The sequence below is a fragment of the Pseudomonas sp. JAI120 genome (assembly GCF_014207255.1).
Classification (GTDB): domain Bacteria; phylum Pseudomonadota; class Gammaproteobacteria; order Pseudomonadales; family Pseudomonadaceae; genus Aquipseudomonas.
Window position 1 is genome coordinate 508,900 of the sequence record NZ_JACHCZ010000002.1, and the last position, 14,114, is coordinate 523,013.

Consider the following 14,114-nt stretch of genomic DNA (forward strand, 5'->3'; position numbering starts at 1 on the left):
GAGCGCCTGCTCGGTTTTTCCCACTTGAAGCAGCTCGCCTATGACCCGCTCCCCGTTCCGCCGTCTGGTATTTGGCACCTTGCGCCGACTGTTGTACCTCTGGGTTCGCTCGGAGACGATCAACCAGTCGTCCCTAACCCTTAACCTCGACCGCAGCCGGCCGGTGTTTTACGTCCTGCAATCGCCCTCCCTCACCGAATTGGCCGTGGTCGATGCCGAGTGCACCAAGGCAGGCCTGCCGCGCCCGGTGCTGCCGGTATCGGTAGGCCCGTTGATGGAACCCGCGGCGTTCTTTTACCTCACGCCCGAGCCGGACTGGCTGGGGCGTCAGGACAAGCGCGGCGCCCCGCCGACCCTGACCCGACTGGTCAACACCCTCAGCGAACACGCCGAAGAGAATGCACAAATCATTCCGGTCAGCGTGTTCTGGGGGCAAACCCCTGCCAGCGAGTCCAGCCCGTGGAAACTGCTGTTTGCCGACAGCTGGGCGGTCACCGGGCGTCTACGCCGGTTGTTGAGCATTCTGATCCTGGGACGCAAGACCCGCGTGCAATTCTCCGCGCCCATCAACCTGCGTGAATTGATCGAGCACAATAAAGGCCACGAACGCACCGTTCGCATGGCCCAACGCATCCTGCGCGTGCACTTTCGTAACCTGAAGACTGCGGTGATTGGCCCCGATTTGTCCCACCGGCGCAATCTGGTGAAAGGCCTGGTCAACATGCCGCTGGTGCGCCAGGCCATCCTTGACGAAGCCGAGCGGGAAAAAATCAGTCCGGAAAAAGCCAAGGCCCTGGCCCTGCGCTACGGCAATGAGATCGCCTCGGACTACACCTACACCGCGATCCGCTTCCTGGAAGTGGTGCTGAGCTGGTTCTGGAACAAAATCTACGACGGCATCAAGGTCAATAACATTGAGGGCGTGCAAAAGGTTGCCCAGGGCTACGAGGTGATTTATGTGCCTTGCCACCGCAGCCATATCGACTACCTGCTGCTGTCCTACCTGCTGTTCAAGAACGGCCTGACCCCGCCGCATATCGCCGCCGGCATCAACCTGAACATGCCGGTGATCGGCAGCCTGTTGCGCCGCGGCGGTGCGTTTTTCATGCGCCGCACCTTCAAGGGCAACCCGCTGTACACCTCGGTGTTCAACGAATACCTGCATACCCTGTTCACCAAGGGCTTCCCGGTGGAGTACTTCGTCGAAGGCGGACGCTCGCGCACCGGGCGCATGTTGCAGCCGAAGACCGGGATGCTGGCCATCACCCTGCGCAGCTTCCTGCGTTCCTCGCGCATGCCGATCGTGTTCGTGCCGGTGTATATCGGCTATGAGCGCGTGCTCGAAGGCCGTACGTATCTCGGCGAGCTGCGTGGGGCGAGCAAGAAGAAAGAGTCGATCTTCGATATTTTCAAAGTGGTCGGCGCGCTCAAGCAGCGCTTTGGCCAGGTCGCGGTCAACTTCGGCGAGCCGATCAAGCTGGCGGAATTCCTCGACGCCGAGCAACCGGACTGGCGCGCCCAGGAACTGGGCCCGAACTACAAACCGACCTGGCTCAACGAAACCACCAACCGCCTCGGCGAGCAGGTGGCCCGCCACTTGAACGAAGCCGCCGCGGTGAACCCGGTGAACCTGGTCGCCCTGGCGCTGTTGTCCACCACACGCCTGGCCCTGGATGAACAGGCCATGGCCCGCCAGTTGGACCTGTACCTGGCGCTGCTGCGCCGCGTGCCTTATTCGCCCCACACCACCTTGCCCGAAGGCGACGGCCTGGCGCTGATCAAGCACGTCAAGGACATGAACCTGCTGTCGGAACAGAGCGATGCCTTGGGCAAGATTCTGTACCTGGACGAGCAGAACGCCGTCCTGATGACCTACTACCGCAACAACGTGCTGCACATCTTCGCTCTGCCGGCGCTGCTGGCCAGCTTCTTCCAAAGCAGCTCGCGGATGAGCCGCGAACAGATCCTGCGCTATACCCATGCGCTGTACCCGTACCTGCAATCGGAACTGTTTATTCGCTGGTCACTGGACGAGTTGGATACCGTGGTCGATCAATGGCTGGACGCGTTCGTCGAACAAGGCCTGCTGCGCTTCGAAAACAACGTGTACCTGCGCCCTGCACCGAGCTCGCGACACTTCGTGTTGCTGACGCTACTGTCCAAAACCATCGCACAGACCCTGCAACGCTTCTACATGGCGATCTCGCTGCTGCTCAACAGCGGCCAGAACAGCATCAGCGCCGAAGAACTGGAAGATCTGTGCACGATCATGGCCCAGCGCCTGTCGATCCTGCATGGCCTCAACGCCCCGGAATTCTTCGACAAGAGCCTTTTCCGACATTTCATCCAGACCTTGCTGGAGCAAGATGTGCTGCGCCGCGACGAAGCCGGCAAGTTGAGCTACCACGACCTGCTCGGCGAACTGGCCGAAGGCGCGGCCAAACGCGTGTTGCCCGCGGAGATTCGCCTGTCGATCCGCCAGGTGGCCTTGCACCGTGTGGATGGCGCGGCGGAAGCGCCGGTGGAAGCAGAAGAAACACGCTAGATTGAACAAGGCGCCAGTTGGATGCTGGCGCCGTTGAAAAGGAGCTGCACCATGAAAAAAATCATTCTCCTGGGCCTCACCGCCCTGCTGGGAGCCTGCCAATCCATGCATCCCGCCCCCAAGGCCAGCCTCGACGGCGAAGTGTTCTACCTGCAACGCATCGCCCTGCCGCCCGCCGCCACCTTGAGTGTCAGCCTCCAGGACGTGTCCCTGGCGGATACGCCCGCTGTGACGCTGGCCGAGCAGAAAGGCCCGGTCAAAGGCCAGGTGCCGCTGCCGTTTCACTTGACCTACGACCCCGCACAGATCAAGCCGGGCCACAGTTATTCGGTGAGCGCTCGCATCGAACTGGATGGCAAGCTACTGTTTATCACCACCGAACGGCACACAGTGCAGCTCAACGGCCAGGATCCACAGCCGCTGCGCGTGCGCGTGAACGCCGTAGCACCCTGACTTCGAACATAAGGAAGCGTCCATGCTCCGCAACTCCCTTCGCCTCACTGCCCTGTTTGCCGGCCTGCTGCTCGGCGCCAATGCCATGGCTCTGGACCTCAGTAGCCTGTCCCAGGGCGACGCCAGCGGCGGCCTCAAGGACGCCTTGACCCAAGGCGCACAGATCGCCGTAAAACAACTCGGTGTACCCGGCGGTTTCAGCAACAACCCTGAAGTGAAGATCGGCCTGCCGGGCAAGCTGGGCAAAGTCGCAGAAAAACTGAAAATGTTCGGCATGGGTGACCAGGTCACGCAGTTGGAAGACAGCATGAACAAAGCTGCTGAAACCGCCGTGACCCAGGCCCAGCCGATCCTGGTCAACGCGGTGAAAAACATGAGCGTGACCGACGCCAAGGGCATCCTCAGCGGCGGCCAGGACTCCGCCACCCAGTACTTGAACAAGAGCAGTCGCGAACAGATCCGCGCCAAGTTCCTGCCGATCGTCAAGGCCGCTACCGACAAGGTGGGCGTGGCCCAGCAGTACAACGCCCTCGCAGGTAAGGCCGCCGCGTTTGGCGCCGTGGATGCCAAGAGCGCCAACGTCGAAAACTACGTGACCGAACAGGCGCTGGATGGTTTGTTCAAGATGATTGCGCAGCAGGAAGAGACGATTCGCAAGAACCCGGCGGCTGCGGCTACCAGCCTGGCGAAGAAAGTGTTTGGCGCGCTGTAACCGAAAACTCCGCACTGGGTGCCTCGACACCCCTCACAACGCCAGGGTCGGTCATCCGATACCTGGCGTTTTTTGTCACAGGCTCAATAAAAGAGCGAGTCGGCCAGGCGCCCCATCATTAGCGTGGCAAAACAGCAGATAGCCACAGAAGTCGCACGATTGATCTTCAAGGGCGTCAGCCAGGTCCTTCGAATACCCTCGAATTGACTCCCCAGAATAATCCAGGCCGAGCCCACGGGTATCACGACCAGCGCAAGCGTGGCCATGAATACGGTGTAGTCCAGCAACGCGGTAAATGTATGCGCTGGCGCGATAAACGAAACGATCAACAAGCCCTTGGGGTTCATCACCGTCAGCCAGAAGAAATACAGCCCGGAGAACCGATCCTTGCCTGGCGCAACAGCCTGCTCTTTGCGCTGCCATAACTGATAGGACACGTACAGCAAGTAACAGGCCGCGGCCATTTGCGTAGCCTTCAATGCCCAAGGCGAATACGTTGCCAGGTAAACCAGCGCCACGCCCCACAGTGACACCTGCAGCACGTAGGCCACGCACTCGACGTAGGCCAGCTTCCACGACGCCCGAAAGCCGAGCAGCACACCGGCGCGCAGCAACAGGGTGTTTGTCGGCCCGGGCACAACCAATAGCAACACGAGTGCTAAAACGGTACCCAACATGAACATTATCCTCAGTGGGTCATGAACAATCGTCTTTTCACCGATAGCCCTTACGGCTGCCAACCTGGCGAATAAAGTGTTGGGGCGTTGTATCACAGAGGCCGTTATTTATCGTGAAAAAAGCAAACGCCCCGTGGCATTCGGGGCTCTTGCAATTGCAGTGTGCGAAAAGACGCACGCTGCCAATCAACGCATTCAGTGGCTGATGAGGGTGTTTGTGTTGCTATTCTGAATCGTGATACCGCTTGTGGGTTGTACTGGCCTGAAGTTAATCGAATTTCTTTCCATATTCGATACCCTTTCCTCCAGATCACGCTTATTTCGACCTGAGTTGCAATCGTTGCACGTTTGCGATGGTTGACTGCCACCCAACAATGCACCAAACGCCATGTACATGCTGCCCAATGCCTGTAGCATCTTATTTCCGCCTCTATGAATGTCATGGAATCTTTATTCTGGCGATCAAACCGACCGAATAAAGTACCTGCCTGACAGGTAACCTTATGTGGCACGCGTGAGAAAAAGGTTCCCCATCAGCGCGCCAAGTTACTCCAAGGCTTACACAACACCCTTCCTCACCCGGAACCACGCCGCGTACAACGCCGGCAAGAACAGCAGCGTCAACGCCGTCGCCACAATCAGCCCGCCCATGATCGCCACCGCCATCGGCCCGAAGAACACGCTGCGTGACAGCGGGATCATCGCCAGCACCGCTGCGAGGGCGGTCAGCACAATCGGGCGGAAACGCCGCACGGTAGCTTCGATAATCGCCTGCCACGGCGCCAGGCCGGCCTTGATATCCTGCTCGATCTGGTCCACCAGGATCACCGAATTGCGCATGATCATCCCAGACAGCGCGATGGTCCCGAGCATGGCCACGAAGCCGAAGGGCTGGCGGAACACCAGCAGGAACAGCGTCACACCAATCAGGCCCAACGGCGCGGTCAGAAAAACCATCGCGGAGCGTGAGAAGCTGCGCAGTTGCAGCATCAGCAAGGTCAGCACCACCACGATAAACAGCGGCACACCGGCCTTCACCGAGTTCTGCCCGCGAGCGGAGTCCTCGACGGTGCCACCGACTTCCAGCAGGTAGCCATCCGGCAGTTCGGCGCGCACGCCTTCAAGGGTTGGCAGGATCTGCTGCACCAGGGTCGCCGGTTGTTCCTTGCCGTAGATATCGGCGCGCACGGTCACCGTCGGCAGACGGTTGCGGTGCCAGATAATGCCCTCTTCAAAGCCGTATTCGAGAGTGGCGATCTGCGACAGGGCCACGCTTTTGCCGTTGTCAGTCGGCACCGCCAGGCTGGGCAACAGCGACAACTCGGTGCGTTCGTGGACGGTGCCGCGCAGGAGGATTTCGATCAACTCGTTGTCCTCTCGGTATTGACTGACGCTGGAGCCGGTCAGTGAGCTTTGCAGGAATTTCGACAGGTTGGCGGTACTGACGCCGAGTGCGCGGGCGCGGTCCTGGTCGATATTGAGGTAGACGATCTTGCTCTGCTCTTCCCAGTCCAGGTGCACGTTGACCACGTGGGTATTTTCACGAACCTTGGCCGCGACTTTCCGCGCAAGGGCACGGACTTCCTCGATATGTTCGCCGGTTACGCGGAACTGCACCGGATAGCCCACGGGCGGGCCGTTCTCCAGGCGGGTGACACGGGAGCGCAGGTCGGGAAATTGTTCGTTAAGCGTTTCGATCAGCCAGGTGCGCAGGCTTTCGCGTCCCTCGATAGTTTTAGCCAACACCACGAACTGCGCAAAACTGGCCGCTGGCAGTTGCTGGTCCAGTGGCAGGTAGAAACGCGGCGAACCGGTGCCGACGTAGGCCACATAGTTATCAATGCCGGCGTGCTCCTTGAGCAAGGCTTCCAGGCGCTTGACCTGGTCGGCAGTGTTGCTCAGGGAAGCGCCTTCAGCCAGTTTCAGGTCGACCATCAGTTCCAGGCGGCCCGAGGCCGGGAAGAACTGTTGTGGCACAAAGCGAAACAACGCCACCGAGCCGATAAACAGCAGCAACGTCAGCACAATCACGGTTTTGCGCCGACGCACGCACCACTCCACCAAGCGTCTTACACGTTGGTAGAACGGCGTGCCGTAGGGATCCGGACCATCGGTGCCGTGTTTGGCCGCGTGAATCTTCGCCAGGTCCGGCAGGAGTTTTTCCCCCAGGTACGGCACAAACACCACGGCGGCGACCCATGAGGCGAGCAACGCGATGGTCACCACCTGGAAAATCGAGCGCGTGTATTCACCTGTGCTCGACTGCGCAGTAGCAATCGGCAGGAAGCCGGCCGCCGTGATCAGCGTGCCGGTGAGCATCGGGAAGGCCGTGCTGGTCCAGGCAAAACTGGCAGCCTTGAGCCGGTCGTAGCCCTGCTCCATTTTGATTGCCATCATTTCCACGGCGATGATCGCGTCATCCACCAGCAAGCCGAGGGCCAATACCAGCGCACCGAGGGAGATCTTGTGCAGGCCAATGCCGAGGTAATACATGGTGGCAAAGGTCATTGCCAGCACCAGCGGTATCGCCAGGGCTACGACCATGCCAGTGCGTACGCCGAGGGAGAAGAAGCTCACCAGCAAGACAATCGCCAACGCCTCGGCCAACACCTGCACAAATTCGCCGACGCCGGTTTTTACCGCTGCCGGTTGGTCTGACACCTTGCGCAGCTCCATGCCCGCCGGAAGGTTCTTTTGCAAGCGTGCGAATTCGCCTTCAAGAGCCTTGCCCAGCACCAGAATATCGCCGCCATCCCGCATGGCCACGGCCAGTCCGATAGCATCCGCCCCCATGTAACGCATGCGCGGCGCCGGTGGATCGTTGAAACCGCGGTGAATGTCGGCTACATCGCCGATGCGGAAGGTTCGATCACCGACACGAATAGGAAAGTTACGGATCTCTTCCACCGTCTTGAAGTTACCCGACACACGCAGTTGCACACGCTCGCTCGGGGTTTCAAAGAAGCCGGCAGTGGACACCGCGTTCTGCTCCTGCAACGCCTGCTGTACAGCGGCCAACGGCAGGCCGAGGGTGGCGAGCTTGAGGTTGGACAGCTCGATCCAGATCTTCTCATCCTGTAGGCCAAGTAACTCGACCTTGCCCACATCCGCCACCCGTTGCAGCTGAATCTGGATGCGGTCGGCGTAGTCCTTAAGTACGGCATAGTCGAAGCCGTCGCCGGTCAGGGCGTAGATATTGCCGAAGGTGGTGCCGAACTCGTCGTTGAAAAACGGCCCCTGGATATCCGGCGGCAAGGTTTGCCGGATGTCGCTGATCTTCTTGCGCACCTGGTACCACAGCTCAGGAATCTTCACAGAGTGCATGGAGTCGCGCGCAATGAAGGTGACGGTGGACTCTCCTGGGCGAGAGAAGGAGACGATGCGCTCGTATTCGCCGGTCTCCATCAGTTTTTTCTCGATGCGCTCGGTGACCTGGCGCGAGACTTCCTGGGCCGTAGCGCCGGGCCAGTTGGTCTTGATCACCATGGCTTTGAAGGTGAACGGTGGGTCTTCGCTTTGCCCCAGCTTGGTATAGGACAAGGTACCGACCACAGCCAGCAGGATCATCAGGAACAGTACGATCTGGCGGTTACGCAACGCCCATTCGGAAAGATTGAAAGCCATCGGGGACTACTCCTTGGCCGCCAGGTTCACTATACGGTTGGAGCCATCCACCGGGCGCACTTGCTGGCCCTCATGGAGTACATGCACGCCTGCTGCGACCACCCAGTCGGTGGGGGTCAAGCCTTCCAGCACTGGTACGGTTTTTTCGCCGAAGGCACCGATGCGTACCGGTGTGCGCTTGAGGGTGTTGTCCGGCTGTACACGCCAGACGTAGGACGCACCGTTCTCCGCACTCAGGGCAGACAGCGGCACCGACAGCGGAATAACTCCATCGGTCTGTATGAATACGCGAGCGCTTTGACCCAGTTCCGCCGGGACTTTGCCGCCGGTGAAGGCAACGCGAGCCGCGAAGGTGCGCGATTTTGGATCAGCCGCAGGCGACAGTTCACGAATGCGCCCGGTGAAACGCTGGTCCGGTTGGCTCCACAATTCCACGGCTACCGGCTGACCGATCTTGAAACGCCCAAACCCTTGCTCAGGCAGGCTGATGAGCACTTCACGCTCGCCATCGGTGGCCAGGGTGAACACGGTCTGGCCAGCGGACACCACCTGGCCGACTTCCACCGCGCGCTTGGCGACGACGCCATCCTGGGGGGCGCGCAGGACGGAGTAACCGGCCTGGTTACTGGCCACGTCGAACTCGGCCTTGATCTGCTTGAGACGCGCTTCGCCGGAACGGTAAAGGTTTTCGGAATTGTCGTACTGGGAACGGCTGACCATCTGACGGTCCATCAGGGTCTTGTAGCGATCACGCTCGGCGCGCACGAGGCTCAGGTTGGCCTCGGCAGCGGCCACCTGGGCACGGGCGGCCTCCAGTTGCAGGCGCACATCCTGAGGATCCAGTTCCGCCAGCGCCTGGTTGGCCTTGACCCGCTCGCCCTCCTCCACCAGACGCTTGCTGACTTTGCCGCCGATGCGAAAGGCCAGGTCCGGCTCATAACGAGCGCGTACTTCACCCGGGTAGCTGTCCGTCGCCTGAGCCGAGGGCTGCGGCTGCACCACCATGGCCGGGCGGACGGTAGTCTGGATCGGGTCTTCATGGCCGCAAGCGGCCAACAGGACGACCAGGCAGACAGGCAACGCAAAGGGCAGGAAAGTGCTGCGCATGCTGAAGGACCTTTCGCAAATGAAGCTAGGAATAATTATACTGGCCGGTATGTTATTAATACCAAACTCACCAGTCCAGTATTAAAGGTGAAAATGTCCGACAATCGTGTAAACACCAATAGCCCTGGGCGTCCCAAGGACATGGCAAAACGCCAGGCTATCCTCTCGGCAGCGAAAACCCTGTTCTTGAGCAATGGCTACGCCAACACCAGCATGGATGCCGTGGCCCTTGAGGCCGGCGTGTCGAAACTGACCGTCTACAGTCACTTCACCGACAAAGAAACCTTGTTCACCGCCGCCGTGGTGGCCAAGTGCGAGGAACAGTTGCCGGTGATGTACTTCGAACTGCCCGAAGGCATGCCGGTGGAAACGGTATTGTTGAATATCGGGCGGGGGTTCCATCGGCTGATCAACAGTGAAGAGTCGGTGAACCTGCATCGCCTGATGATGACCACCGGCAATCAGGACGTGAAACTCTCCCAAATCTTCTTTGAAGCCGGACCCATGCGCATGCTCCAGGGCATGGAACGCCTGCTCGGCAAGATTGACCAGAGCGGCGCCCTGAGCATCGACAGACCGCTTACCGCGGCCGAGCACTTCTTCTGCCTGCTCAAGGGCACGGCGAACTTTTGCCTGCTTTATGGCTGTGGGGGGCGACTGAGTGAAGAAGCCGCCGAAGCCCATGTGCAGGAGGTGGTGGGGTTGTTTATGCGGGCCTATAGGCCTTGAGCGGGCTCGCTACAAGTTCTTGCGTACCTTTTAAGGCTTGAGTGCTTTCTTGGGATAAATGTCATACCGGCTGGACTTGCCATCCAGCGCATGGCTCGGCTTGGGCCCCTCGATGCAGGGCGCCTTGCGCGGGCGCTTCACCACCACGCGGTGGCTGGCCAGGGCCAGGGCGGCGGCCAGCAAGGCCGGTGCGTCCGGGTCATCGCCCACCAGCGGGCGGAACAGGCGCATTTCTTTCTTCACCAGGGCGGTTTTCTCACGGTGAGGGAACATCGGGTCGAGGTAAATCACCTGGGGCGGCTCCCCTTGCCAATTGAGCATCACGTCAATGGAGTTGCCCTTGAGCAGCTTCATGCGCGCGACGATGGGCGCCACCTCAAAATCCTGCGCGCCGCGCGCCAGGCCATCTTCGAGCAAGGCACCGATCAGCGGTTGGCGCTCGATCAGGCTCATCTCGCAGCCCAGGCTGGCCAGCACGAACGCGTCCTTGCCCAGACCGGCCGTGGCATCCAATACACAAGGGCGCACGCCTTGGGCAATGCCCACGGCCTTGGCAATCATCTGCCCGCTGCCGCCACCATATAGCCGCCGGTGAGCCGCGCCGCCTTCGACAAAGTCCACCCGCACCGGACCCGGCGCGTCAGGCCCAAGCTGCTGCAGTTGCAGGCCGTGCTCCCCTACCTGCAGGGAAAAATCCGCCTCCGCGAGCTGTAAAGGCAAGCCGAGCTGTTCAGCCCACTGCTCGGCCCGGGCCTGGAAACCTTCGCCCAAGGCCTCGACCTGGATGCGGCTGGCCGCTGGTTGTTCGCTCATCAATCGCTACGCTCAAAAATATTAAGGATCGGCAAACAACGGCCGATAAAAATAACAGTCAGGTATTTTGCCAGAGCTGAGCGTCGACCGAGAAAAATGTCAGACATTCTCCCCCTAACCATCGGTGTACTGCCGACCCACAACCACTACGGCCTGCGCAATACTCAAGCGCTGGCCGGGGTGAGTCATGTGTGGCAGGACTTCTTCGCCCGGGCGCTGGCCGAGCAGCTCGGTGAAACGCCGGACGCGCTCGCCGCCAAGGCACCGGCGGACCCGGCAGTAGAGCCCAGCGCCGGCGCAGACCTGTTGTCGCAGATCCTCACCCAGCGTGAGTGCGACGTCAAAGACACCGAGATCGCCCCACCTGAGCCGCTGTTCCTGCCCATCGCCGAATTCGAAACCGAGTTGCTGCCACCAGCCGCCACGCCATTCCCGCAGGAAGAAATCGTCGCTCAACAACGCCAGCAGAATTTCGAAAGCACTTGGGTTCGCCCCATCGTCCTGACTGCCGGCCAGCCGCTGCCTGAGCCCGGCCCGGCGCCGGAACCACGTCCTCTGCACTTGCCGATTGCCGAGTTCGAACTGGACCTGTTGCCACCACCTGCCACGCCTTACCCAACCGAAGAACTGCTGGCACAACAAAAGGCGCTGGACTTCGATTACCACTGGGCACGCCCACTGATCACCCACAACCTGCGCCTGGCGGCCTAGCGACACACCCACCAACGGCCCATGTCCAGATGGAAATGGTTGCGGTGCGCGGCGTTGTAGTCCGGGCTCAACACCACATTGAAATCATCACAGGCGCCATCGCGTACCTGGCGCAGGAACCGCGCACTGTCACCCTCCCCCGACCAATCCTTGAGCACGCTGATACTGCGCCCGTCCGCCAGGCGAAACCCGGCGATATCCAAGGCATTGGCCGACGCATGCTGGCTGAGCCGCCCTTCGGCACGGTTATACATGTTGCGACAGGCAAAGCTGCCCAGGTGATCGACCCGCGTCACGGCTTGGCCGAACACCGCCTGGGCCGCCGGCTGCAGGCTATGACGCTCGAACAGCGCGAACGCCACGGCCAACGGACAGCTGGCCAGAAAGCTGCTGCTTAATGCCACGTCTGCCCCCTGCACGCGCAAGGTATTGCGCAGCGGACAGGCAGCGTCGGCGGGCGTGTCAGCCTGATGGCTGACACGCAGGCCAGCGGTTTTCAGCACCTGGTCGCACAGCGCGGGGTCGTCCTGCAGGCGTCCCAACTTGTAGCGGGTCAACAGGTTAGGGCTGGACCGTACATCCAGCGGCGACCAGGGGTTCCATTCAGCCGGCAATGGCAGCCAGCCACGCCATACACCCACGACAAATGCACCGCCGAGCACCAGCAGCGCACCCAGCACCCTGAAAAAACGCACGGCTCAGTCCTTGAAGAACTGATTGGCCTTGCTGAAGGGCATCGAGCGCTCGGTAAAGCTGAAGGTGCCCAGCTCATACACTTCCTGGGCCGCTCGGTAGAATTCACCATAGGCCGCCAGTGCCATGGCCGAGCCCACGCTGATACGTTTTACCCCCATCGCGCTCAATTGCGCCACGTTGAGTTTCAGGCCGCCGGACATCAACACGTTCACCGGTTTTGGCGCCACGGCCTTGACCACCGCGAGCACGTCCTCGGCACTGCGCAGGCCCGGCGCATAGAGCACGTCGGCACCGGCTTCGGCGTAGGCCTGCAGGCGGCGAATGGTGTCGGGCAGATCCACGCGACCATGCAGGAGGTTTTCCGCGCGAGCGGTCAGTGTGAAGGGGAATGGCAAGCTGCGGGCAGCGGCCACGGCAGCTTCCACGCGCTCTACGGAGAGGTCGAAGGGATAGATTGGGTCGACGGCAATGCCGGTGGCATCCTCGATAGAGCCACCGACGATGCCGCTGCCGGCGGCACTCAGTATGGCCTGTGCACACCCTTCGGGGGTGTCGCTGAAACCGTTTTCCAGGTCGGCCGCCACCGGCAGCGCGGTAGCCTTGGCGATCATGGCGGCATTGCGCAAGGTGTCTTCCAGGGACAATGCCCCTTCCGCGTCCGGGCGCCCCAGGCTGAACGCATAACCTGCACTGGTCGTGGCCAGGGCTTCAAAGCCAAGGCTGGCGAGCATCACGGCAGAGCCCGCGTCCCATGGATTGGGCATCACGAAGGCGCGGTCGCGCTCATGCAAGGCCTTGAAGGTTTCGGCGCGAAGGGTTTGGGCATCCATGACTGACTCCTGGCGGGAATAGAGCCCTAGAGTAACCCCAGTTGTTCCGCTTCGGGTTGCCGATCTAACGTCGGCAGTGCTGGAAGGCCGGGCAGGCGCACCATCAACTTGGCGTGGAAACGCAGGGCCAGTTGTGCGGCCAGGCGGTTGTCCGAGGTGTGCAGGAATACGTAGGGCGTACGGCCTTCTTCGATCCAACCAGCGATTTTTTCCACCCACGGGACCAGGAACGGGTCATTGGCCTCAAGCTCCGGATGACCGATAAAACGCACTTGGGGGAACTGGGTCAGCGCTGCCGGACGGGGCGGCACCTTGGGCTTTTTCGATTGTGCATGCAGCACCGCCGCCGAAGTTGACGTGCAACTGAACAACGCGCGCGGATCGAGACAGATGCGCTCGACACCTCGATCACGCAGCAAGCGGTTGAGCGTACGTTCGGCATCCCCCCTGGCGAAGAACTCAGGGTGGCGTACTTCCACCGCCATCGGGCGTTCCAGGCCATCAATAAAGCCGGCCAGTTCAGCCAGGCGTTGCGGCGAAAAACTCGCCGACAGTTGCAGCCATAGCGGTGAAACACGTTCACCGAGCGGGCTCATCAAACCGACAAAACTTTCCGCTGCCGGCAATTGCTCACGCAAGTCACCACCGTGACTGATGTCACCGGGGAACTTGGCTGTGAAGCGAAAATCTTCGGGCATGATGTCGGCCCAGCGCTGCACGGTAGCGGCCGAGGGCCGAGCGTAGAACGTGGTATTGCCTTCAACGGCGTTGAAGACCTGGGAATAAAGGGCAAGGTAATCGCCGGAGCGGGCGTCGACTGGGTACAGGTACTCGCGCCAGGCGTTTTCACTCCAGGACGGGCAGCCGAGGTAGTAAGGCAAACGCATCAGATGTGGATGTCGAGACCCAGCACTTCCATATCCCATTCGACAAATCCGGCGGTGGTCAGGTAGCTGGCCAGGGCGGTGGCAACGCTTTTGCTCATGGAGCGCGGGAAGACCATGTCTTGCTGGCGGGCGGGAACGCCGCTGATGCGGGCTTGTGAACTGGCCTGCGCATCGGATTGGACCTCGATGAAATCCGGCGAATCCTCGACGGAGTCGTCCACCGTAGCGTTTGCCTTACGCGGCTTGCGCTTGATTGGGTACGACTGTGAGGAAAATCCATCAATACGCATAGGCGCGAACTCGCTATCAGTAATGGCATTTTGGCAGCAC

Annotated in this window: 13 protein-coding genes; 5 read left to right on the forward strand and 8 right to left on the reverse strand. The window is 60.8% G+C overall.

Annotated elements, in window-relative coordinates; all coding sequences use genetic code 11:
- Nucleotides 1-40: 40 nt before the first annotated feature.
- Genes plsB through HDC32_RS14175 form a run of 3 tightly spaced genes read left to right on the forward strand, consistent with a single transcriptional unit; the run spans nt 41 to nt 3,710 of the window.
- Nucleotides 41-2,545 carry a glycerol-3-phosphate 1-O-acyltransferase PlsB gene (gene plsB / locus HDC32_RS14165; protein WP_184744477.1) on the forward strand — a complete coding sequence of 835 codons (2,505 nt, stop codon included), beginning with the start codon at nt 41-43 and terminating at the stop codon, nt 2,543-2,545.
- A 51-nt stretch (nt 2,546-2,596) separates the two neighbouring features.
- Complete coding sequence (locus HDC32_RS14170) at nt 2,597-2,998, forward strand: YbaY family lipoprotein (RefSeq protein WP_131697269.1); 402 nt, start codon at nt 2,597-2,599, stop codon at nt 2,996-2,998.
- A 22-nt stretch (nt 2,999-3,020) separates the two neighbouring features.
- Nucleotides 3,021-3,710 (forward strand): DUF4197 domain-containing protein, encoded by a 690-nt coding sequence (locus HDC32_RS14175; RefSeq protein ID WP_131697270.1) that lies wholly within the window; start codon nt 3,021-3,023, stop codon nt 3,708-3,710.
- 83 nt (nt 3,711-3,793) lie between these two features.
- Here HDC32_RS14175 and HDC32_RS14180 read toward each other — a convergent pair whose 3' ends face one another.
- The 3 genes from HDC32_RS14180 to HDC32_RS14190 all read right to left on the reverse strand — a co-directional run bounded on the left by HDC32_RS14180 (nt 3,794) and on the right by HDC32_RS14190 (nt 9,118).
- Complete coding sequence (locus HDC32_RS14180) at nt 3,794-4,387, reverse strand: LysE family translocator (protein ID WP_167654839.1); 594 nt, start codon at nt 4,385-4,387, stop codon at nt 3,794-3,796.
- A 558-nt stretch (nt 4,388-4,945) separates the two neighbouring features.
- On the reverse strand, nt 4,946-8,011 hold the full coding sequence (locus HDC32_RS14185) for an efflux RND transporter permease subunit (protein ID WP_184744480.1): 3,066 nt from the start codon (nt 8,009-8,011) through the stop codon (nt 4,946-4,948).
- Between the two features lie 6 nt (nt 8,012-8,017).
- Nucleotides 8,018-9,118 carry an efflux RND transporter periplasmic adaptor subunit gene (locus HDC32_RS14190; protein ID WP_131697273.1) on the reverse strand — a complete coding sequence of 367 codons (1,101 nt, stop codon included), beginning with the start codon at nt 9,116-9,118 and terminating at the stop codon, nt 8,018-8,020.
- A gap of 93 nt (nt 9,119-9,211) precedes the next feature.
- Between HDC32_RS14190 and HDC32_RS14195 the strand changes: the two genes are divergently transcribed.
- Nucleotides 9,212-9,847 carry a TetR/AcrR family transcriptional regulator gene (locus HDC32_RS14195; RefSeq protein ID WP_131697274.1) on the forward strand — a complete coding sequence of 212 codons (636 nt, stop codon included), beginning with the start codon at nt 9,212-9,214 and terminating at the stop codon, nt 9,845-9,847.
- Nucleotides 9,848-9,877: 30 nt separating this feature from the next.
- On the opposite strand, the gene HDC32_RS14200 is transcribed toward HDC32_RS14195, so the two are convergent.
- Complete coding sequence (locus HDC32_RS14200) at nt 9,878-10,660, reverse strand: class I SAM-dependent methyltransferase (RefSeq protein ID WP_131697275.1); 783 nt, start codon at nt 10,658-10,660, stop codon at nt 9,878-9,880.
- A gap of 96 nt (nt 10,661-10,756) precedes the next feature.
- On the opposite strand from HDC32_RS14200, the gene HDC32_RS14205 reads away from it, so the two are divergent.
- Nucleotides 10,757-11,371 (forward strand): energy transducer TonB, encoded by a 615-nt coding sequence (locus HDC32_RS14205; RefSeq protein ID WP_184744482.1) that lies wholly within the window; start codon nt 10,757-10,759, stop codon nt 11,369-11,371.
- Here HDC32_RS14205 and HDC32_RS14210 read toward each other — a convergent pair.
- From HDC32_RS14210 to HDC32_RS14225, 4 genes are read right to left on the reverse strand one after another with little or no spacing between them, the layout of a single operon-like run.
- Complete coding sequence (locus HDC32_RS14210; RefSeq protein WP_131697277.1) at nt 11,368-12,066, reverse strand: extensin family protein; 699 nt, start codon at nt 12,064-12,066, stop codon at nt 11,368-11,370. The two genes, HDC32_RS14205 and HDC32_RS14210, sit on opposite strands and share 4 nt — an antisense overlap.
- 3 nt (nt 12,067-12,069) lie before the next feature.
- Entirely contained in the window at nt 12,070-12,897 is an 828-nt protein-coding gene (locus tag HDC32_RS14215) for an isocitrate lyase/phosphoenolpyruvate mutase family protein (protein ID WP_184744484.1), read from the reverse strand.
- A 26-nt stretch (nt 12,898-12,923) separates the two neighbouring features.
- A complete protein-coding gene (locus HDC32_RS14220) occupies nt 12,924-13,784 on the reverse strand; it encodes a DUF72 domain-containing protein (protein WP_131697279.1) in 861 nt (286 codons plus the stop codon).
- A complete protein-coding gene (locus HDC32_RS14225) occupies nt 13,784-14,074 on the reverse strand; it encodes a hypothetical protein (RefSeq protein ID WP_065926482.1) in 291 nt (96 codons plus the stop codon). Before HDC32_RS14225 ends, HDC32_RS14220 begins: the two co-directional genes overlap by 1 nt.
- Nucleotides 14,075-14,114: the final 40 nt, after the last annotated feature.